The 20,683-nt window shown below is 46.7% G+C and carries 18 protein-coding genes and 1 other annotated feature; of the genes, 10 read left to right on the top strand and 8 right to left on the bottom strand.

What is annotated here, in order from left to right; all coding sequences use genetic code 11:
* Nucleotides 1-171: 171 nt before the first annotated feature.
* Nucleotides 172-891 (bottom strand): two-component system response regulator ArcA, encoded by a 720-nt coding sequence (gene arcA, locus LRP50_RS13570; RefSeq protein ID WP_028023885.1) that lies wholly within the window; start codon nucleotides 889-891, stop codon nucleotides 172-174.
* A 732-nt stretch (nucleotides 892-1,623) separates the two neighbouring features.
* On the opposite strand from arcA, the gene LRP50_RS13565 reads away from it, so the two are divergent.
* Nucleotides 1,624-2,121 carry a putative 4-hydroxy-4-methyl-2-oxoglutarate aldolase gene (locus LRP50_RS13565; RefSeq protein ID WP_274164997.1) on the top strand — a complete coding sequence of 166 codons (498 nt, stop codon included), beginning with the start codon at nucleotides 1,624-1,626 and terminating at the stop codon, nucleotides 2,119-2,121.
* Nucleotides 2,122-2,164: 43 nt separating this feature from the next.
* Here LRP50_RS13565 and LRP50_RS13560 read toward each other — a convergent pair whose 3' ends face one another.
* Nucleotides 2,165-2,641 (bottom strand): hypothetical protein, encoded by a 477-nt coding sequence (locus LRP50_RS13560; RefSeq protein WP_274164996.1) that lies wholly within the window; start codon nucleotides 2,639-2,641, stop codon nucleotides 2,165-2,167.
* A 222-nt stretch (nucleotides 2,642-2,863) separates the two neighbouring features.
* The gene (gene aceK / locus LRP50_RS13555; RefSeq protein WP_274164995.1) at nucleotides 2,864-4,579 is read right to left on the bottom strand and encodes a bifunctional isocitrate dehydrogenase kinase/phosphatase; all 1,716 of its coding nucleotides are present in this window, start codon (nucleotides 4,577-4,579) and stop codon (nucleotides 2,864-2,866) included.
* Nucleotides 4,580-4,821: 242 nt separating this feature from the next.
* Nucleotides 4,822-4,940, top strand: a sequence feature (Thr leader region).
* A gap of 49 nt (nucleotides 4,941-4,989) precedes the next feature.
* Between aceK and thrA the strand changes: the two genes are divergently transcribed.
* The 3 genes from thrA to thrC are packed head-to-tail and all read left to right on the top strand — an operon-like array spanning nucleotide 4,990 to nucleotide 9,691.
* The gene (thrA, locus tag LRP50_RS13550) at nucleotides 4,990-7,449 is read left to right on the top strand and encodes a bifunctional aspartate kinase/homoserine dehydrogenase I (RefSeq protein ID WP_274164994.1); all 2,460 of its coding nucleotides are present in this window, start codon (nucleotides 4,990-4,992) and stop codon (nucleotides 7,447-7,449) included.
* 2 nt (nucleotides 7,450-7,451) lie between these two features.
* On the top strand, nucleotides 7,452-8,411 hold the full coding sequence (thrB, locus tag LRP50_RS13545; protein ID WP_274165034.1) for a homoserine kinase: 960 nt from the start codon (nucleotides 7,452-7,454) through the stop codon (nucleotides 8,409-8,411).
* Nucleotides 8,408-9,691: a threonine synthase gene (thrC, locus tag LRP50_RS13540; RefSeq protein ID WP_274164993.1), complete on the top strand. Its 1,284-nt coding sequence runs from the start codon at nucleotides 8,408-8,410 to the stop codon at nucleotides 9,689-9,691. The genes thrB and thrC overlap by 4 nt, the downstream gene beginning before the upstream one ends.
* A 93-nt stretch (nucleotides 9,692-9,784) precedes the next feature.
* Here thrC and grcA read toward each other — a convergent pair whose 3' ends face one another.
* Nucleotides 9,785-10,162, bottom strand: coding sequence for an autonomous glycyl radical cofactor GrcA (gene grcA, locus LRP50_RS13535; RefSeq protein WP_274164992.1), 378 nt, complete (start codon nucleotides 10,160-10,162; stop codon nucleotides 9,785-9,787).
* Between the two features lie 402 nt (nucleotides 10,163-10,564).
* Between grcA and nfo the strand changes: the two genes are divergently transcribed.
* The 3 genes from nfo to LRP50_RS13520 all read left to right on the top strand — a co-directional run bounded on the left by nfo (nucleotide 10,565) and on the right by LRP50_RS13520 (nucleotide 12,858).
* Nucleotides 10,565-11,440: a deoxyribonuclease IV gene (nfo, locus tag LRP50_RS13530; RefSeq protein ID WP_274164991.1), complete on the top strand. Its 876-nt coding sequence runs from the start codon at nucleotides 10,565-10,567 to the stop codon at nucleotides 11,438-11,440.
* A 26-nt stretch (nucleotides 11,441-11,466) separates the two neighbouring features.
* Nucleotides 11,467-12,147 (top strand): uracil-DNA glycosylase, encoded by a 681-nt coding sequence (ung, locus tag LRP50_RS13525; protein ID WP_274164990.1) that lies wholly within the window; start codon nucleotides 11,467-11,469, stop codon nucleotides 12,145-12,147.
* A gap of 186 nt (nucleotides 12,148-12,333) precedes the next feature.
* Nucleotides 12,334-12,858, top strand: a complete 525-nt coding sequence (locus LRP50_RS13520) for a hemerythrin domain-containing protein (protein WP_274164989.1) — start codon at nucleotides 12,334-12,336, stop codon at nucleotides 12,856-12,858.
* 133 nt (nucleotides 12,859-12,991) lie between these two features.
* Here LRP50_RS13520 and LRP50_RS13515 read toward each other — a convergent pair whose 3' ends face one another.
* Entirely contained in the window at nucleotides 12,992-13,174 is a 183-nt protein-coding gene (locus tag LRP50_RS13515; protein WP_028023874.1) for a DUF3545 family protein, read from the bottom strand.
* A gap of 627 nt (nucleotides 13,175-13,801) precedes the next feature.
* Here LRP50_RS13515 and LRP50_RS13510 point away from each other — a divergent pair.
* Both LRP50_RS13510 and yaaA read left to right on the top strand, forming a co-directional pair.
* A complete protein-coding gene (locus LRP50_RS13510; protein WP_274164988.1) occupies nucleotides 13,802-15,250 on the top strand; it encodes an alanine/glycine:cation symporter family protein in 1,449 nt (482 codons plus the stop codon).
* Nucleotides 15,251-15,389: 139 nt separating this feature from the next.
* A complete protein-coding gene (yaaA, locus tag LRP50_RS13505) occupies nucleotides 15,390-16,163 on the top strand; it encodes a peroxide stress protein YaaA (RefSeq protein WP_274164987.1) in 774 nt (257 codons plus the stop codon).
* A 105-nt stretch (nucleotides 16,164-16,268) separates the two neighbouring features.
* Here the strand turns inward: yaaA and srmB are convergent, their stop codons facing one another.
* Together srmB and LRP50_RS13495 are read right to left on the bottom strand one after the other, a co-directional pair.
* Nucleotides 16,269-17,528 carry an ATP-dependent RNA helicase SrmB gene (srmB, locus tag LRP50_RS13500; RefSeq protein ID WP_274164986.1) on the bottom strand — a complete coding sequence of 420 codons (1,260 nt, stop codon included), beginning with the start codon at nucleotides 17,526-17,528 and terminating at the stop codon, nucleotides 16,269-16,271.
* 114 nt (nucleotides 17,529-17,642) lie between these two features.
* Nucleotides 17,643-18,347, bottom strand: coding sequence for a tRNA1(Val) (adenine(37)-N6)-methyltransferase (locus LRP50_RS13495; protein ID WP_274164985.1), 705 nt, complete (start codon nucleotides 18,345-18,347; stop codon nucleotides 17,643-17,645).
* 308 nt (nucleotides 18,348-18,655) lie between these two features.
* Here LRP50_RS13495 and brnQ point away from each other — a divergent pair, with 308 nt between their 5' ends.
* Nucleotides 18,656-19,981, top strand: coding sequence for a branched-chain amino acid transport system II carrier protein (gene brnQ, locus LRP50_RS13490; RefSeq protein ID WP_274164984.1), 1,326 nt, complete (start codon nucleotides 18,656-18,658; stop codon nucleotides 19,979-19,981).
* Between the two features lie 102 nt (nucleotides 19,982-20,083).
* Here the strand turns inward: brnQ and fldB are convergent, their stop codons facing one another.
* Entirely contained in the window at nucleotides 20,084-20,602 is a 519-nt protein-coding gene (gene fldB / locus LRP50_RS13485; RefSeq protein ID WP_274164983.1) for a flavodoxin FldB, read from the bottom strand.
* Nucleotides 20,603-20,683 lie beyond the last annotated feature (81 nt).

Below are 20,683 nucleotides of genomic sequence, written 5' to 3'. Positions count from 1 at the left end.
CAATTTGCCATGAAGCCATGAAGCCATGAAGCCATGACGAGGGATGAAAGTTGACGCTTTTGTCCCTTTTCTTTTAGCTGGATTCTGCCAATCAATATGTGGGTGGAAGCAGACAACAAAAAGGCCTGCAATGCAGGCCTTTTCAGTATGTGTCGTTTGCGTCAGCGAAGATTAAATATCTTCTAGCTCGCCGCAGAAACGGTAACCTTCGCCGTGGATCGTAGCGATGATTTCTGGCGTATCACCAAATGACTCAAAGTGCTTACGGATACGACGGATAGTCACGTCAACCGTGCGGTCATGCGGCTTCAGTTCACGGCCAGTCATCTTTTTAAGAAGATCAGCACGTGTTTGGATTTTGCCTGGGTTTTCACAGAAATGCAGCAGAGCACGGAACTCAGAACGAGGCAGTTTAAACTGCTCTTGATCTGGGCTAACCAGTGAGCGGCTGTTGATATCAAGCGTCCAACCATTGAATACATAGCTTTCTACTGAACGCTTGTCTTCTGGCAGAGCGCCTTGGCTCATTGCGCGAGTTAGCAAGTTGCGTGCACGGATAGTCAGTTCACGTGGGTTAAATGGCTTGGTGATGTAATCATCCGCACCGATCTCTAGACCCAAGATTTTATCGACTTCGTTGTCGCGGCCAGTTAGGAACATCAGCGCCATGTCGCCTTGTTCGCGTAATTCACGCGCAAGTAGCAGACCATTTTTGCCTGGCAGGTTGATGTCCATAATGACCAAGTGAACCTGACTGTGAGACAGCACTTGATGCATTTCTTCGCCATCGTTGGCTTCTAGAACCGTGTAACCTTCTGCTTCAAAGATACTTTTTAGCGTGTTACGGGTTACGTGTTCGTCTTCAACAATCAGAATATGAGGGGTTTGCATTGGCGTTACCTAATTTCTTTAAGGAATCTGGTATTAACAATCACAGAGTACTCAGACTCTATGAAGAAAATTTACAAACAGGACAAGTATATCAAACATGTTCAAGTTGCTTAACAAGCATACTTTCCTGATACAAACGCCATCCTTAGAGAAGGTGATTGCAGATGCGGTTAATCGCGCTGCATGCTACTAGTCAATTCAATCTGACTAGCAAATCCATTGGATAGGGTGATTGTATTCATTTAACAGCGTGCTAACAATATTTAGTAATAAATCAACGCAACTTTTTTTAATCTTTATTGATATACGTCAATCTCAGCCGCTGTGGTCACAAATGATGGAATATTGTGTCAAAAAGCGCTTTAGAGTTTACCAGTAAGTTTAATCTATTTCGTAATATTACAACAGCTGTGAAAATTGTGTAACAACATGGTGGTATCACACCACTTTGTGTTGAAACGGTCAACCGTTTCACTAAGAGAGTAATGCGGTTTTCTCAGCCATGTGTGCAAAATCTGAGTGTTTTCTCGAAGAACAATCAAAGGATAGTATTTGTTGCTTAATGTTTGATTTTGAACATTTTAATTTTATATTTCTCGCCATTTTTGTGACGTTTAGTGTATTGCCATATTCGTTGGGTTGTAAGAGAGTCTCATTTTGAGGCGGACGGACGGGCATTACTCGCTGCTGTTGCTACTTTTATGGGGTATACGTCAAGCAGAGGAAAATGACATGGACGATTTATTGCCAGACATTAGTGATGCACACGGAGACGAAGTTCACTGGATCCCTATTCAATGGCGGGATTTTGGTGGGAATCCTGCATTTTCAGGGCGAGCAGAAACCTTGAGGTGTTTCGAAGACAATACCAAGGTCAGAGATATCTTGGGTAAACCTGGCCAAGGTCGAGTGCTGGTGGTTGATGGTCACGGTAACTTGAACAAAGCACTATTGGGGGATCAACTTGCTGAGTTAGCCGTAACAAATGGGTGGGAAGGTGTTGTTGTATTCGGTGCCGTGCGTGATGCGGGCGCATTGAGCAATATGCAGTTAGGTGTAAAAGCCTTGGGTGTGTGTCCGATAAAAACAGAGAAGCGTGGAGCAGGTGACGAAAATGTTCCTCTTCGCATCCATGATGTCCCTATCTCTCCAGGAGACTATGTATTTGCTGATCTGAACGGGGTGATGGTAAGTCAACACCCCATTGAGTTTGGTGAACACGAAAAGTGAGCAATGAATAGTAAGCCATAAATAAAGGTGTTGGATATTGCAGTTAGAAGCGGTATCCGACACCCAGCTGATAGTTGGCTGAGGCCGCGGGTTCTTGATTCAAGCTGTAATCAAACTTGGCTTCAAGGTTCAACTTTTCTGTGAGCCTGAACTGACTGCTCATTCCCACGCTGCCAACGGTTTCTTCATTGACACGCTCTGCTTGAATCGAACTCCCAAAGCTGAGCGAATCGCTAAAATTAAACTCTAACCCGCTGAGCACACCTTTAGCACTGGCGTTGTAGTCTGACTCCGTGGTCATTTCCGTCGCCAAGTAGACATTAATGTTTTTCAGAACGGGATAATGATAACCAGAGCTCATGGTCCAGCTGTCAAAGTGTTGGCCACCTGTTGACACTGAGTGCGAAAACCATGGTGTTTGGTTATTGTCTTCTATGTATTCATACAGCGGTAACGAACCCTGCGCGAATGTCAAAAAAGCCACTGATTGCAGGGTGATGGCAAGCAAGAATTGTTTCATTGATACCCTCCCTGATTCGTTTTTATTTGATTGCGTGATTCAGTCTAGCTCACTTGTCTTAAGTTTGTTACTAGACTGTCATGAAATTTGCGCCACTTCTAACTCACCTCTGCCATAGCGATGTCAGTACATTGCCGCCATGACGAGGTGATTAAAAATGAAGCAAGTTTCGCGCCTGAAATAATGACGTTTTTCTGTCAGAGGGTGCGTAATCTCTCATATTTAAAGGTTGGAAAAACGAGATACCTCACTGTATGGGAATACATCGTTGAACTGGCCTTGCTGAATGTTGTTTTGAAGGCTCTTCCAGTAGTTAGCATCAAACAAATCTGAGTGCAGTTCGTCGAACAACGCTCGGATTTTAGGATTGATTAACAAAAAGGTGCGAAACTCTTCAGGGAAGACATCATATTCTCCCACGCTATACCAAGGCTCGGCGGCCATTTCATCTTCAGGAAAGCGCGGTGCTGGTATATGGCGAAAGTTCACCTCAGTGAGGTAGGAAATTTCATCATAGTCATAGAAAATGACGCGGCTGTGGCGTGATACCCCAAAGTTTTTGAACAACATGTCTCCGGCAAAAATGTTGGCTGCGGCTAGCTGTTTAATGGCATCGCCATACTCTTGCACAGCCTCACGCAATTCATCGTCATCAGCCTGTTCAAGATACATGTTAAGCGGGATCATCCGTCGTTCCATATATAGGTGACGAATGTGCACTTCTTTGTTTGTCAGTTTGATGTTTGATGGGGCGACCTCTAACAGCTCTTCAATCAATAATTCACTAAAACGGTGTCGCGGAAATATGAAATGGCGGTAATCGAGTGTGTCGGCCATTCGACCCACACGGTCGTGTTCTTTAACTAACTGGTATTTCTCTTTGACCACGGCGTGAGTGACATCTTTTTGAGGGGCAAATTTGTCTTTTATGATTTTGAACACAAAGCCATAGGATGGCAGTGTGAACACAGACATCACCATGCCTTTGATACCGGGCGCGACAACAAACTGATCATCGGAATTGTCCATGTGTTGCAAGAACTCTCGATAAAGCTCGGTTTTACCGTGTTTCTGACAACCAATCGCCGTGTAGAGCTGCGCTGGTGTTTTGTGAGGCATCAGTTGATTCAGAAAATCTACGAGTGCTGCTGGTGCAGGGGCGTACACCATAAAGTAGGAGCGAGCGAAACCAAAGATGACACTCACTTCATCAGAATCGGTGATGCAGGCATCGACATACAGCTCACCGTGAGAATTGACTAGAAGCGGGAGCACTAAAGGACGGGTTTGATTTGCCATATCAATTCGTCCGATTAAGTAAGCTGCTTTATTACGAAAGAAGGGCTCGCGCACCATATCGATCGTAATTTCGTTGGTCAATTGCGGCCCTAATCGGTGTTGAAGCGATTCAACAATACGATGAACATCCCGCGCCTTATTCACCCAAGGGAGCGTAAAAGGGGTGTCATCAAGGATGCGCTCAACGGTTTGAATAAGGTTTTGTTGTGAAGGGTAACGTTTTAGCAGTGGCGTTGGGTATTTTGGAATTCGACCACCTTGGGAGCTGTTAACAAACAACTTGTCGCGACGAATATTTCGATGGTCGAACATCCGACAATAGACCGAGTTGAAAAAACTCTCCGCAATGTCATACCGAGGATAATCGTCTAGTAGGTGACTGTAAGACTCTTTAACGGCCATTAAAAATGAACGCGTAGCATGCTGTTTGTCCAGCATGGTTTTTAGCTGTTGGCTTACCAGTGCCACATGATGGTCGTAAAAGTTAATGCGGGTTTTTAGTGCGCTTTGCACGCTTTTCCAGTCTCGCTGTTCAAACCGTTCTTGTGCGCCAGCAGTGACATCTAAAAAGCGCCCATACATGGCGTCAGAGCCTTGTAATATGGTTTGTGCAACCAGTTCCTCCATTTCAACAGCCATGGTTCCCTCCTTTGCCATTGGTGGTTTTCTGTTCGATTCAATTCACTATGTCGTGCTCACTGAACAATCGCAAGCGTCAAGGGGCGGAATGCTGCGCTCTCTCATCTTTTAATAATGTTAATTTAATCTTGCGAATTGATGCGTTTTTTTGACAGATAACTTAAATTTTTGTTGACCTGATACCCTGCCTTGAGTAAAGGTTATAAAAAAGCAGCAAGGAAGGTCCGAAGCGATGCTTCATACAGTCGGCACCACGAACATTATTACCATTATTACCATCACCACAGGTGAAGGTGCGGGCTGACATGCACAGAATTTTTAAAAGAAGCCCGCACTAAAAAGATGTGCGGGCTTTTTTTTCGCTTATTTGTTATTGAATCTTCGGATTCAGGAAGGAGTTGGAGGTAAGGATGCGAGTTTTAAAATTTGGTGGCACATCGCTAGCCAATGCGGAACGATTTAGCCGCGCAGCAGAGATCATCACAAGCAATACCTGTCAAAGTGACGTGTCAGCGGTATTGTCCGCCCCCGCAAAAATCACCAATGCATTGGTCGATGTCATTGATAACACCGTCAAGCATGGTGAAGCAGACAGCCAAGTCGCACTCATCGAGTCAATTTTCTCGGCGCTATTTGATGGCCTTGCTGATATGGAAGCGGATTTTGATAAAGCTTCTTTGTACGTTGAACTAGAACGCTCAATTGGCCAGCTCAAGCAATACATTCATGGTATTGCACTGCTAGGCCTTTGTCCTGACAACATTTACGCCCGCATTATCAGTAAAGGTGAACGCCTCTCTATCGCGACCATGTCAGCCTTGCTGCAAGCCCGCGGTCACAAAACATTTGTGATCGACCCTGTGCATTATCTGCAGGCGAAAGGGGATTACCTTGAAGCCATGGTTGATATTGAAGTCTCTTCAGACAACTTCAAGCGAGAGCCAATTCCTGCGAAACACATTGGTCTTATGCCTGGGTTCACAGCTTCTAACGAAAAAGGTGAGCTGGTGACTTTGGGCCGAAACGGTTCTGATTACTCTGCAGCAGTGCTTGCCGCGTGTGCGCGTGCCGAGTGTTGTGAAATTTGGACTGACGTAGATGGCGTATATAGCTGTGACCCACGCTTGGTGCCGGATGCGAAGCTACTTAAGTCACTCAGCTACCAAGAGGCAATGGAACTGTCTTACTTTGGTGCTAAAGTCCTCCACCCGAAAACCATCCTTCCCATCGCGCGTTTCCACATTCCATGCTTGATCAAAAACACGGCCAACCCTCAAGGTGCAGGTACGTTGATCGGGATCGACAATGGTGAAGATAAGCTGGCAATCAAAGGCATTACCACGTTGAGTGACCTTAGCATGGTGAACGTGTCAGGTCCTGGCATGAAAGGCATGGTAGGTATGGCGGCTCGTGTATTCGGTGCGATGTCTACCGCTGGCGTTTCTGTTGTGCTTATCACTCAGTCTTCTTCTGAATACAGCATTAGTTTCTGTATTGAAGCTGACGATAAAGCGTTGGCTGAGCGTGCGCTGCACGATAGCTTTGAGCTTGAACTAAAAGACGGTTTGCTAGAGCCCGTTGATTTCGTTGATAACGTGTCGATTGTGTCATTGGTCGGCGATGCAATGCGTACCGCGAAAGGCGTAGCGTCTCAGTTCTTCACTTCATTGGCTGAAATGAACGTCAACATCGTGGCGATTGCGCAGGGCTCCTCTGAGCGCTCAATCTCTGCGGTTATTCCTGATAACCGTGTATCAGAAGCGGTGAAAGCGTGTCACGAGAACCTCTTTAACAGTAATCACTATCTCGACGTGTTTATTGTCGGCGTGGGTGGCGTAGGCGGTGAGTTGGTTGAGCAGGTTAAGCGTCAACAAGCCAAACTGGCAGGGCAAGGCATCATCATTCGCGTTTGCGGCCTTGCGAACAGCCGTCAAATGAAGCTAGATAGTAAAGGCATCGACCTGAACAACTGGCGTGAAGCGTTGGTGAATGCAGAAGATAGCTTCAGTTTGCCACGCATGGTTAAGTTGGTTGAGCAAAACCACATCATCAACCCTGTATTTATCGATTGTACTTCTGATCAATCGATCGCTGATCAGTATGCGGACTTCTTATCTGCAGGCTTCCACGTGATCACACCGAACAAAAAAGCCAACACGGCTAGCATGGCCTACTATCAGCAGCTTCGAGCGGCTGCGCGTGGAACGCGTCGTAAGTTTATGTACGACACCACGGTTGGTGCAGGCTTACCCGTTATTGAGAACTTACAGAACCTAATTTCAGCGGGTGATGAGCTTGAGAAGTTCACTGGCATTCTGTCGGGCTCATTGTCTCATATCTTCGGTAAGTTAGATGAAGGCCAGAGCTTTAGCGAAGCGACCACCGTTGCGCGTGAAAGTGGCTTTACCGAACCTGACCCACGTGATGACCTGTCCGGTATGGACGTTGCACGTAAATTGTTGATTCTTGCGCGTGAAGCAGGAATGAACCTTGAATTGGAAGATGTTGACGTTGAGCCAGCACTGCCGCCGGGTTTTGATGCATCAGGTGATGTTGAAGCCTTTATGGCCAAGCTGCCAGAGGCTGATGTTTACTTCAATAAGATTGCATCAGAAGCGCGTGAAGAAGGCAAAGTGCTGCGCTACATCGGTAGCATCGACAACGGTCAATGCTCGGTGAAGATACAAGCCGTGGATGCAGACGACCCAATGTTCAAAATCAAAGAAGGCGAGAACGCCTTAGCATTCTACAGCCGTTATTATCAGCCAATTCCTCTGGTATTGCGTGGTTACGGTGCGGGTACTCAAGTTACCGCGGCCGGCGTGTTCGCTGATTTGATGCGTACACTGGGCTGGAAGTTAGGGGTGTAATGATGAGTGTTGTTGTTTATGCGCCAGCGTCGATCGGTAACGTGAGTGTAGGTTTTGACGTATTGGGCGCTGCAGTGTCTCCGATTGACGGAACACTGCTAGGGGATCGCGTACAAGTGGCAGACGGTGGCAACGTACCATTTAGTCTACATTGCGTGGGTAGCTTTGTTGATAAGCTGCCAGACGTACAAGAAGATAATATTGTTTACCAAAGTTATGTCGTGTTTTGCCGCGAAATGGAAAAGCGCGGTGAGCCGGTACGCAATATTTCCATGACGCTAGAAAAGAACATGCCAATTGGCTCAGGGTTAGGGTCAAGTGCATGTTCTATCGTTGCCGCTTTAGATGCATTAAATCGTTTTCATGATAATGCCCTTGATGAAACCACGCTTCTGGCCCTGATGGGTGAAATGGAAGCCGCGATTTCTGGCAGCCTACATTACGATAACGTGGCGCCTTGTTATCTGGGTGGTTTGCAGTTGATGGTGGAACAAATGGGCATCATCAGCCAGCAAGTGCCTTGTTTTGATGAATGGTACTGGGTTATGGCGTACCCAGGTATCAAAGTCCCAACAGCTGAAGCACGTGCGATTTTGCCTGCGCAATATCGTCGTCAGGATGTGATAAATCATGGTCGCCATCTGGCAGGCTTTATCCATGGCTGTTACTCTGGTCAGCCGCAATTAGCTGCGAGCATGATCAAAGATGTGGTTGCAGAACCGTATCGAGAAAAGCTGTTGCCAGGCTTTGCGGATGCCAGACGTTACGCAACGGATGCCGGTGCGCTTGCTACAGGCATTTCAGGCTCAGGCCCAACGCTATTCAGTATCACTGACGATAAAGAGATTGCTGAACGCGTCGCTAAGTGGCTACAGGATAACTACGTTCAAAATGAAGAAGGATTTGTCCACGTCTGTCGATTGGATGTGACCGGTTCGACAGTGACAGGAAGTGAACTATGAAGCTTTACAATATCAAGGAAAACGACGAGCAAGTCTCGTTCGGACAAGCGGTAAAACAAGGTCTTGGCCGTAACCAAGGATTGTTCTTCCCGAGTGAATTACCCGTATTTGATGATGTTGACGCACTGCTAGAGAAAGACTTTGTATCTCGCAGTACCGACATCCTGTCTGCATTTATCGGCGATGAACTGCCACAAGAAACCGTTCGTGCGATGGTTGAAAATGCATTCCAATTCCCAGCAAAAGTTGAAAAAGTCACCGACAGTGTGAGTGCTTTGGAGCTATTCCATGGCCCAACGCTAGCGTTTAAAGACTTTGGTGGTCGCTTTATGGCGCAATCACTGGCTGCCGTGTCTGACGGCGGCAAAGTGACCATTTTGACGGCGACGTCGGGTGATACAGGCGCAGCAGTTGCCCATGCGTTTTACGGCATGGAAAACATCAACGTTGTTATCCTTTATCCGAAAGGCAAAATCAGCCCGTTACAGGAAAAACTTTTCTGTACCTTGGGTGGCAACATTCACACCGTGGCGGTTAACGGCACATTTGATGATTGTCAGACCATGGTGAAACAAGCATTTGATGATGCTGAACTTCGCCAAGCAATTGGTCTCAACTCGGCTAACTCCATCAACATCAGCCGTTTGATGGCGCAGATCTGTTATTACTTCGAAGCGGCTTCTCAATTGACGCCAGCGCAACGCGAAAACTTGGTAATTTCAGTACCAAGCGGCAACTTTGGTAACTTAACGGCGGGCTTGCTGGCAAAAGCGATTGGCTTGCCAATCAAACGCTTTATCGCTGCGACCAACGTGAATGACACCGTGCCACGCTACCTGAAAACCGGAGAGTGGACGCCAACCCCAACCATTGCAACATTGTCGAATGCGATGGACGTGAGTCAGCCGAACAACTGGCCGCGTATCGAAGAGCTATGCCAACGTAAAGGTTGGGGCTTGAACGAATTGGCTTCTGGCGCTGTGACGGATGAAGAAACGGCTGATACGTTAAAAGCAATGTTTGACGCAGGCTACTTGTGTGAACCACACGGTGCGATTGCGTACCGCTTGTTGGAAGAGCAATTGCAGGATGGTGAATACGGCTTGTTCCTTTGTACTGCGCACCCTGCGAAGTTCAAAGAGTCGGTAGATGAGATTCTGGGACAAGATATCCCATTGCCAGGTCCGCTGGCGAAACATGCTGTGATGGAGCTGTTGTCGGCTGAACGCGATGCTGATTTTGCTCAGATCCGCGCTTACCTCATGGATGTGGCTGGCTAAGAAAAAGCCCTACTGAAAAGCGGAATGCACAAATAAAAAAACCGACTCAAGAGTCGGTTTTTTTCATTCTAGCGGTTTGTATAGAGGTAACTATTACAGAGAGCTAGTGAAAGTACGTGCGATAACGTCACGTTGTTGTTCAACTGTCAGTGAGTTGAAACGTACAGCGTAGCCTGATACACGAATGGTTAGCTGTGGGTATTTTTCTGGGTGTGCTGCTGCATCTTCCAACGTTTCACGCTTAAGCACGTTTACGTTCAAGTGTTGGCCACCTTCAATTTTCGCTGGTACTTCAATCGCGATATCGCGGCTTTCATACTCACCGAGATCTGCGGCTGGGATAACTTGGTCTGCGTCAAAGCCTGCATTTGCAGCAACGCAACGTGCTTCGTTAGTTTCGCTGTCTAGCAGCCAGATAGAATTCAGCAGGTTGTCGTTAGCGGCTTTCGTGATTTGAATACCAGTGATCATATTCTTTCCCCTTGATAGGCTTTGGTGGTTTTAATATTCCATCATTTGATGAGCTGGGTACTTGTATACCTTACTATTTATAAGGTTATTTTGATTTTCGTCAAAATACAATCAAAATATGCAAAAATTAGCGCTTTGATTTATTGTTCTTAATCAATAAAACTTCAAATATATGTATTTATACATAAATTTAACAAGTGCGTATTTTGAATAAAATTACATTTGTAATTAAATTACCACATTTCCAATGATTCACCAGATGGGATATTCCAGCTGAATAATGTCTAAAGCATTGCCATGACCGAGAAGAGTGATGTTTCGGGTGTGAAAAACAGTCGAGGACATTGGGCTTCGAAGTAACTTAAAATGTTGTCGGTTACGGTTTTGGCGAAAGGAGAGAATATGAAGTATATCGGAGCACATGTGTCAGCTTCCGGTGGTGTCGAAAATGCCCCAATCAATGCAGCTGCTATTGGCGCCAATGCGTTTGCGCTGTTTACCAAGAATCAGCGTCAGTGGCAGGCAAAACCGTTAGACGTCGAAAAAGTGGCGGCATTCAAAGCCAATTGCATCAAGCACGGCTTTCTTCCTGAAGCCGTATTACCGCATGACTCCTACCTGATTAATTTAGGTGCCCCCGAAGCGGACAAGTTAGAGAAGTCTCGAGCCGCCTTTGTTGATGAAATGGAACGCTGCCAGATGTTAGGCTTACCATTGCTTAATTTCCACCCAGGCAGTCATTTAAAAAAGATCAGCGAAGCCGCATGTTTGTCTTTGATAGCTGAATCTATCAACCTTGCTCACCAAGCGGTCCCGAATGTCGTTGCTGTAATAGAGAACACAGCAGGGCAGGGAACGAACATGGGCTGGTCGTTTGAGCAGTTAGCGTCAATCATCGAACAAGTTGAAGATAAAGCGCGTGTGGGCGTTTGTATTGATACCTGCCATGCCTTCGCGGCTGGTTATGATTTGCGTTCTCACACTGCAGCAGAGCAATCGTTCGCCGAGTTTGAGCGCATTGTCGGTTTTAACTATTTGCGCGCGATGCACTTAAATGACTCAAAAACACCGCTTGGAGGACGCGTGGATCGTCATCAGGCGTTGGGTGAGGGAGAAATTGGTCTGCCTTGCTTTGAAGTTATCATGCAAGACGATCGATTCGATGGTATTCCCCTTATATTAGAAACCATCAAACCTGAGCGATGGGCTGATGAGATCCGCCTTCTGCGTCAGTTTGAGGCTGCTGCCAACGCGCCTATCAGCGCGACGTTAGCCTAGGTTCATTTACACATAGCGAGGACACCATGACACAGCCAGTAACTTGGGATGACGTGATCGGTCAGGAACAAGAACAAGATTACTTTAAACAAACATTGCAGGCCGTGGCAGAAGCGCGTGCGCAGGGAAAGGTGGTTTACCCTCCTGAAGAAGAGGTGTTCAATGCCTTTACGTTTACCGAGCTCTCAGATGTTCGTGTGGTCATTCTAGGGCAAGACCCCTACCACGGTCCTAATCAAGCTCATGGTTTGTGTTTTTCGGTACTGCCGGGCATCAAAACGCCGCCGTCGTTAGTGAATATGTATAAAGAGCTGGCCCAAGATATTGACGGCTTCAGCGTGCCACAACATGGCTATTTAAAAAGTTGGGCGGATCAAGGCGTGTTGCTATTGAATACGGTACTGACGGTTGAACAAGGGAATGCGCATTCTCACTCACATTTAGGTTGGGAAACGTTTACCGATCGCATCATTGGTGCTGTCAATCAGCACTGTGAAGGGGTTGTGTTTCTTTTGTGGGGAGCCCACGCCCGCAAGAAAGGCCGATCGATTGATCGCGCTCGCCATCATGTACTTGAAGCTCCACATCCTTCCCCGCTTTCAGCGCACCGTGGGTTTCTAGGGTGTAAGCACTTCTCTACCACCAATATATTGCTGCAAGAGATGGGGAAACCGTCGATTGACTGGCAGCCTTCCCTTGATAGCTGATAGCTGATAGCTGATAGCTGATAGCTGATAGCAGGAAACCAAGCCCGCATTCGTGAGACGGATCGCGGGCTTTTTTCATTGGGCTCTGATTGTGCATTATTCGAACAAAGCATGATTGTGCTCAATTTTTGTTCACGAGGGTTAGTTAGACTGAAATTCAGACGTGAATGAAAGAAGGGAATCACTGTGTTAGTAGACAGCATTCATAGAGATCACCGTAATATTAGTCGCCTGCTAAGGTTACTGACGGACAAGTTGGCCGCGATCCGAAGCGAGCAGCCTGTCGACTATGGTTATATCCGAGATACTTTGTTGTATCTAAAAGACCATGCTGAAAGGTGTCATCACCCCAAAGAGGATCTCATTTACCACTATTACCTTACCAATTACGCCGATACAGAAGGTGTGGCTGCGTTAGATGAGGAGCATGAGACCTTGGCTGCGCTCACTGCCGAGTTTGCGATATCCGTTGATATGATCCTTATGGACTCAGTGATCCCACTCGATGTGTTTGCTGGTAAGTTGACCGAGTTTGTTGAGCAGCAACAGCGTCACCTTGAGTTGGAGGAAAGGTCAGTATTGCCAGCGATTGAGAAAGCACTAACCGCTGAAGATTGGAACTACCTGCAATCGCAATGGGAAGAAGAGGACGATCCTTTGTTTGGTGAACAGGTTGCTGCTCGCTTTAAAGCGTTGGCAGCTGCAATGTAATTGAGTTTGCTACACGCTGGGAATTTGGTTTGCAGTGAGAGCAACAAAAAAGGCACCGAGAGGTGCCTTTTAATCATCCGTCTAGCGCACCATCCAGTGCGTGGGAGGGTTAAACCAAATGGGCGACTTTCAATTACAGTTCAAATTCACTGCTGTTAAAGTCGCTTAGCATATCGATATCTTGAAGCTCTTTACGCAGACGCTGACGATCTTTCAGCGCTTCAATCTCTCTCCATTTACGTTTTGCTTGTTTGGTTCGTCCACCGCGTTGTGGGCGCTCTTGTTCAAAGATGTTGTCAAAGGCAAAGCTATCCATAAATTCACCTCGTTTTACCTAGCGGTTACTAATTAAGTATCAAACCTTCAATAAAATAAAATTGAAGTGTTTCTCATTTGTTACACATCAGTGAAGTTTTTATGAGACGGTCATCACTATTGTCAAGGTGGTGGTTAAAAAACAGACTCTGATTGAGCGTTTAAGAAAGCGTGCAATGCTTGATGTGGGCTTTGGGTCAGATGATAGGAAAAGCCCAATTACAGCAATATACTTGCGCTGTACATAAAATAGTCACAGAGGAAGGTGAGGTGGCAAATCGGAGATGACATCGCAAAAAAAATGTTTCGTTCATGTTGATAGAATGCATATTTATTTGCCGCTCAATGGCTTGTAAAGCAATACCGATCTCATTTATATGTAATCTCATGCATATTGATTTTTGTGTGGACAGCCTTCATCATCTCGCCTCAATTTGCGATTGTTATCCGCAACATCAATACGAAAACGACACGTTTCTTGGAGTTTTGCGTGATTTACTCACTCAGAAACTCCTCATCAATTTAGACCAATGCAAACACGTTCTAGTGAGTTGGTCGTTTCAAATCGCACGCTCCGAAACGGAGATTTAATCACTGCGAGAATGTTTATGCGTAAAGAGAGGTCTGCGTGGTAGGTCTAGTTAATTTTTTAAACGATCTGATTTGGGGATCGGTACTTATCTATCTCCTGATCGGTGGTGGGATATTTTTTACTTTGCGTTTGGGGTTCATTCAGATCCGTCATTTTGGTCATATGTTCAAGGTGATGAAAAATAGCCGAAAATCTGATAGCGAAGGGATTTCTTCTTTCCAAGCTCTGTGTACCAGTTTGGCTGCACGAGTCGGAACAGGGAACATGGCGGGTATTGCCGTAGCGCTGACGCTTGGCGGTCCCGGTGCGATTTTCTGGATGTGGCTGATTGCCATTTTAGGTATGGCAACCGCGTTTGCGGAAAGTACGCTAGCACAGCTCTACAAGACCCGTGACGAAGACGGAAACTTCCGTGGCGGCCCTGCATACTACATGGAGAAAGGGCTAGACATGAGATGGATGGGTATCGTCTTTTCCATCTTGCTCATTATTGCTTTTGGTCTGGTGTTTAACTCGGTTCAAGCGAACTCTATTACGCAAGCCGCATACGTTGCCTTTGGTTTCGACCCTCTTTACGTTGGCTTTGCTCTGGTTCTTATGTCTGCGTTCGTCATTTTTGGCGGGATCCGCAAGATAGCGCGTACTGCTGAACTGATCGTTCCTGTGATGGCACTGCTTTATCTTGTGCTGGCGTTTTACATTATGCTCACCAATCTTGAAAAAGTGCCTGAAGTGTTTGCACTGATTTTCCGAAGTGCCTTTGGTTTAGAAGAGGCCGCATCTGGTGCATTGGGATACACGATTGCGCAGGGCATGGTACAGGGTATCAAACGCGGTTTATTCTCCAATGAAGCGGGTATGGGTTCTGCGCCGAATGCGGCAGCGAGCGCAACGCCTTATCCTCCTCATCCAGCATCACAAGGCTATGTACAGATGCTTGGTGTGTTTGTCGATACGATTGTTATCTGCACCGCGACGGTAGCAATTATTCTGATGTCAGGCGAGTACATGCCTGGGAGTGAAATCACGGGTATTGAGCTTACACAGCGTGCGTTATCGAGCGAAGTGGGGAGTTGGGGCAGTTCTTTTATTGCTGTTGCTATTTTCTTTTTTGCGTTTACATCGATCATCGCCAATTACTCTTATGCCGAAACCAACCTTATCTTTTTGGAGCACAACCACAAAGCGGGCTTAAATATTTTCCGCTGTATCGTGTTGGGCATGGTGATGTTTGGTGCCATGGCAGAGCTACCTGTGGTGTGGATCATGGCGGATACTTCGATGGGGCTCATGGCTATCGTCAATATGATTGCCATATTGTTGCTCTCCGGCACCGTCGTGAAGTTAGCTAAGGATTACAATCAACAACTCGCCCGAGGAAAAGTGCCCGCGTTTGATAGTCGTCAGCACCCTGATATGTTGACGCAGATTGAACCGGGTATTTGGGGAAAACCCTCAGAGATCGTGAAAGAAGAGAGTCGTTAATGGATGAGTAACCGGAAGTGATGTAATTGCTTCGGTTTCGTCTATTGCTGATATCGGAAAAAGCCATGCTGTACAGCGTGGCTTTTTGCTTATCGGATGGTACTCTTTCCCTTAATAAAAGATTGAAGGGAATAACATTATGCTGATTGTGGTTTCTCCGGCCAAAACACTGGACTACCAATCTCCGCTGGCGACGGAACGCTTTACGCAGCCGACGTTGACCGAGCACTCGCAACAACTGATCGAGGTTTGTCGTCAGCTAACGCCAGCAGATATCTCCAGCCTAATGAAGGTGAGCGATAAAATTGCAGGCCTGAACGCTGCACGCTTTTCTGAGTGGTCACCGACATTCACTCAAGACAATGCTCGCCCTGCAATCCTTGCGTTTAAAGGCGATGTTTACACAGGCCTTGATGCCGAAACGCTAAGTGACGAAGACTTCAGTTGGGCGCAAGATCACTTGCGTATGCTGTCAGGTCTTTATGGCTTGTTGCGTCCCTTGGATTTGATGCAACCGTATCGCCTAGAAATGGGCACGCGCCTTGAAAACCCGCGTGGTACGAACTTGTACCAGTTTTGGGGAGACATCATCACTGATTCATTGAACCAAGCGCTTCAGGCTCAAGGTGATAAGGTACTCGTGAACCTCGCGTCTAATGAATACTTCAAATCGGTGAAGCCAAAGACGCTAGATGGGCAGATCATCACGCCGGTATTTAAAGACTGTAAGAACGGTCAATACAAGGTGATTAGCTTCTTTGCCAAAAAAGCGCGCGGTATGATGGCGCGTTATATCATCGACAATCGCATTGATTCGGTTGACGCCTTAAAGGCTTTTGATACTGCGGGTTATTGGTTCAGTGCTGAAGAGTCTAACGACAAAGAATTGGTGTTCAAACGCGAAGAGCAGTAATCGAACAGTTAGGCTGATAGTATTTTTGTCATCAGTAACGCAAGATATGAAAAAGGAGGCTTTCGCCTCCTTTTTTCATGTCGTTAGGATGGGGAGTCCTGACGATTAAGATTCCGTGGTTTTCTTTGCTGACTTTTTAGCCGCTTTCTTAGCCACTTTCTTCGCTTTTGCTTTCAAGACTTTCTTCGGTGCTTTGACCTTTTTCTTCTTAAACGCTGGCTTCTTATGAGAAGGCTTCATACCTTCTACGTAGCGTTCTTTTACGTCTTCATTCATGTAACGGCAGATACGGTCCATCATTGGTTGGTCATGCGCTTCAACCAATGAGATCGCGTTGCCTTTTTTACCTGCGCGAGCAGTACGACCAATACGGTGCAAATACACGTCTGCTTTACGCGGTAAATCGAAGTTAATTACGTGGCTGATGTTAGGCACGTCGATACCACGCGCCGCAACGTCAGTGGCGAGCAAGAAGTTCACTTCACCTTTTGAGAAACGCTCGATGGCATTGGTGCGCTTGGCTTGCGCCATTTCACCTTGAATCCATGCACAATTGATCTTTTGACGAGTCAATTCTTCACGAAGTGCTGCAAGACGATCACGGGTTTTAACGAAAATGATCGCACGGTTTGCTTGGTCCGCCAAAATGGCTCTGAGCAAGGTGTACTTGTGCTTCATGTCGTCACAGCGGTAGTACCACTGAGTAATTTTCTTACGCTCACGACGAGGTGGCTCAGCTTCGACTTCGACGGGGTCAGTCAGAAGTGTTTCTTTAAAGCCGGTGATGCCTTTGCCTTCTAGCGTGGCAGAAAACAGCATACTTTGCTTACGCCAGCGACACTCGTTGGACAAACGATCGACTGCAGGGCCAAAGCCCATGTCTAGCATGCGGTCAGCTTCATCCAGTACCAGACTTTCGATTGCACGACAGTCAAAGCGCTCACCTTCCACGTATTCCATCAAGCGACCTGGCGTTGCCACCACGATGTCTTGTGTCTTACCTAGAATTTCAGCGTGTTCTTGATACGAAATACCACCGGTGATGGTGATAATTTTCAAATCGGTATGTTTGGCTAGTGCACGTGCTTGATCAGCAACTTGAATCGCCAACTCACGTGTTGGCGTCAGGATCAATGCACGAGCAGGACCAGGAGCTTGACGCGGGAAGTCCAACAGGTGCTGTAGCAATGGCAGCACGAATGCAGCTGTTTTACCTGTCCCGGTTGGCGCTGACGCCAGTACATCACGGCCATCCATTCCATGAGGGATCACGTCAGCCTGGATTGCTGTTGGTCGCTCGAAGCCAATGTCATCTAGCGCTAATAGCAGTTGAGGATCCAGTTCTAGTTCTGCAAAAGTTCGCACGCGTTGTTTCTCCACTCAAAGTTAGGGGCGGATTATATACTCAAACATCTTCAAGATGCATCGTTCAGTGTGAATAACTCGCTTAGGAATAAAATAATATTTCAAGTGGGATCATCACATCTTGAGGTAAAAGTCTCTTGTTAGCGCCACAAAGTCTACGGTGTAAGCGCCATCTTCTTGTATTACTAACGTATTTTCCTGGCATTTGTCAGGCTTAGTGGCTGTCAGTGTCATGAGTTTTCGGCTAACTGGCTTAGCGGGTGTCGGTTTCACTAATGTCAGTCTTTGGCAATAAAGATCGTGCTCATGCGCTTTGGCGCTCAACTGGTCAGCTTCTACTGAGGGTAAGATCAAATGTGCCTGCCCGTGAGGGAAAAGGTGTGCTTTTATCACTTTTAATAAGCTGTCATGAGAAAGGGTATCAGTATGGCGTGCTGTGGCACGACGCTGATCAGACGCCTGTTCTCCTGAATTAAAGTAAGGTGGATTACAGATGATAGTGTCGAATAGAGGTCCATTACGCCATTGAATAATGTCTTGATGAATGACATTGATGCGATTTTGCCAAGCAGATTGTTCTGAATTGTCGCGTGCACAGTTCACCGCATGTTGATCAATATCGATAGCCGTAATTTGTGCATGAGGGAATCGTTGCGCCATCATTAATGAAAGTAGACCTGTCCCCGTTCCAATATCGAGTACAGCGTTGTGCTCTCCTGCGTCTGCCCACGCCCCAAGTAGGACGCCATCGGTGCTTACTGCCATACCGCATCCATTATCTACGATTGAGAACTGCTTGAATTGGAAACCTTTATTCACTTTTATCCCGTCTGGTGTTTATCGATACTTGGTTAAAAAACAGTTTATTATGTTGCCGCATTGTTACCGATATTTGTTGTTAATATCTTTTGATAGTTTGGTGTTTTTCATGAAAATTGGATTTTAATTCTTACTATTAATTATAATTTGGTTTTATATTTCAATTTTGCTCACCCTATTGTTTGTATGGTGAAACTTCGTCATTATCCTGTCTACTCGGTAAAGCTCAGTAAAAATAACTAAAAAGCTAACCGGTTGATTACACGTATCGCAAACACACATCTGCAAACACACATAGGTAGTAAATAGTGAAAGAGAGTTTAAAGGTTAGCGACATACTCGCGCTAGGTTTTATGACCTTTGCGTTTTTCCTCGGAGCGGGCAACATTATTTTTCCACCGCAAGCAGGTTTTCTTGCTGGTGACCACACTTTCCCAGCCATGCTCGGCTTTTTGACGACGGCAGTGGGTTTGCCTCTAATTGGTATTGTTGCCGTTGCCATCGCTGGTGGTGGTTGGAAAGGCTTAACACGCGATCTTCCAACCTCTGTGGCGACACTGATGGCGGTGCTGATTTTCATCATTATCGGGCCTGCATTTGCTGCACCACGTGCTGGTTTGGTGGCTTATGAGATGGGCTTTAAGCCTTTCTTAACCGACGCAGGCCAATTTGAGCTCTCTCTATTCTCAGTGGTGTTCTTTGCGGTTGCGATGTTCTTTTCTTTGTCGCAAGGCAAGTTGATTGACACGATCGGCAAACTGCTGACGCCTGCACTTTTTGCGGCACTGGTTGTGCTTGCCATTGCCGTTGTGGTTAACCCTCAAGGCGACGTAGCCGCTGCACAAGGTGCATATGTAGACCAAGCGTTTGCCACGGGTTTCCTTGAAGGCTACAACACCATGGACACCTTCGCGGCACTGATGTTTGGTATGTTGATTGTCGATGTGATCCGCAAGAAGGGCATTAAATCTGAAGCGAAAACGTGCCAGTACCTGATTTACGCAGGTGTGATTGCGGCAACGGGTTTGGCGTTTGTTTACGTATCACTGTTCTATTTAGGCGCGACGGCAACGGGCGTGGCAGCAGGTGCTGCAAACGGTGGTGCTATTCTGTCGGCCTATGTGATGGCGCTATTTGGCCCAGCTGGCCAAATTATTCTGTCGACCATCATTGTGTTGGCGTGCTTAACGACCGTTATCGGTTTGGTGTCGGCATGCTCTGATTACTTCAGCAGCTTGGTCAAAGTCTCTTACCGTCAGTGGGTAGTGATCTTGTCTATTGCATGTGCGGTTGTTGCGAACGTTGGTTTGAATCAACTGATTGCCGTGTCAGTTCCTGTGCTGTTTGGTCTATACCCGGTAGCGATTGCTCTGATTGCGTTGACCTTCCTTCGCCGCTTTATGCCTAACCCTGCCATTGCTTACCGTGTGGTATTGAGCGTGTCTTTGGTCTTTGCATTGTTCGATGCGGCGAAGATTGCAGGTTTGGACGTATCCGCACTTAATGTTCTGCCACTGTTTAACTACGGCATGGCATGGCTATTACCAACAGTGATTGCGATGGTGGCGGTTCGTTTTGTTCCTGCACCAAAAGGCGATTCATCCCAAGCGCCATTGAACGGAAAGCTTAATTAATGGCTCGGCACTGTTGATAAAAAACCACCGCAAGCGGTGGTTTTTTTCTGCCTAAAAGTTGGCATCGGTTTTTAGCGACAGAGCATCGCGAACAACAGCGGTTCACAACAAGGCTTGATATTCCATCAGCACTTGTTCGCACCACGTTGCAATGCGTTCATCACTAAGATCGTATTGGCTGTCTTCATCCAATGCGAGGCCAACGAAGTGTTTGCCATCTTCAGTGAGCGCTTTTGATGCTTCAAAGGTATAGCCTTCCACAGGCCAATAGCCAATAAACGCAAGTCCTGTCGGGAGTAATTGGTCGCGAAGCATGCCCATCGCATCAAGGTACCATTCCGCGTAGCCTTCTTGGTCGCCCAGCCCAAATAATGCGGCGACCTTACCTTGTAGTTTGAGGCCATCAAGTTGGTCCCACACCGCTTCCCAGTCTTCTTGCAGTTCACCGAAGTCCCACGTTGAGATACCGAGTAACAGGAGATCATACTGATTCATGTCACTCACAGAGACGTCTTTGATGTTATGCACATCGACCAAGTCATCGCCCAAAATATCGCGAATTTTCTCGGCTGCCATTTCGGTGTAACACGTGGTTGAACCGTAGAACAATCCTATCTTCATGCCTTAATCCTACTGTTGCGCTTGGCGCGATTTTACCTGTCAGCGGTCTGCTTCTCTACCCCAGAGTTTGGTTACTGTCCC

The organism is Enterovibrio gelatinilyticus (assembly GCF_028683095.1).
GTDB lineage: Bacteria > Pseudomonadota > Gammaproteobacteria > Enterobacterales > Vibrionaceae > Enterovibrio > Enterovibrio gelatinilyticus.
Note: the sequence above shows the minus strand (reverse complement) of the source record. Positions and strands in the feature narration are given on the sequence as shown.

Bases quoted from the DNA above. Each gene is read 5' to 3' on its own strand.
- arcA (WP_028023885.1), bottom strand. From the start codon at position 891: ATGCAAACCCCTCATATTCTGATTGTTGAAGACGAACACGTAACCCGT.
- LRP50_RS13565 (WP_274164997.1), top strand. From the start codon at position 1,624: ATGGACGATTTATTGCCAGACATTAGTGATGCACACGGAGACGAAGTT.
- LRP50_RS13560 (WP_274164996.1), bottom strand. From the start codon at position 2,641: ATGAAACAATTCTTGCTTGCCATCACCCTGCAATCAGTGGCTTTTTTG.
- aceK (WP_274164995.1), bottom strand. From the start codon at position 4,579: ATGGCTGTTGAAATGGAGGAACTGGTTGCACAAACCATATTACAAGGC.
- thrA (WP_274164994.1), top strand. From the start codon at position 4,990: ATGCGAGTTTTAAAATTTGGTGGCACATCGCTAGCCAATGCGGAACGA.
- thrB (WP_274165034.1), top strand. From the start codon at position 7,452: ATGAGTGTTGTTGTTTATGCGCCAGCGTCGATCGGTAACGTGAGTGTA.
- thrC (WP_274164993.1), top strand. From the start codon at position 8,408: ATGAAGCTTTACAATATCAAGGAAAACGACGAGCAAGTCTCGTTCGGA.
- grcA (WP_274164992.1), bottom strand. From the start codon at position 10,162: ATGATCACTGGTATTCAAATCACGAAAGCCGCTAACGACAACCTGCTG.
- nfo (WP_274164991.1), top strand. From the start codon at position 10,565: ATGAAGTATATCGGAGCACATGTGTCAGCTTCCGGTGGTGTCGAAAAT.
- ung (WP_274164990.1), top strand. From the start codon at position 11,467: ATGACACAGCCAGTAACTTGGGATGACGTGATCGGTCAGGAACAAGAA.
- LRP50_RS13515 (WP_028023874.1), bottom strand. From the start codon at position 13,174: ATGGATAGCTTTGCCTTTGACAACATCTTTGAACAAGAGCGCCCACAA.
- yaaA (WP_274164987.1), top strand. From the start codon at position 15,390: ATGCTGATTGTGGTTTCTCCGGCCAAAACACTGGACTACCAATCTCCG.
- fldB (WP_274164983.1), bottom strand. From the start codon at position 20,602: ATGAAGATAGGATTGTTCTACGGTTCAACCACGTGTTACACCGAAATG.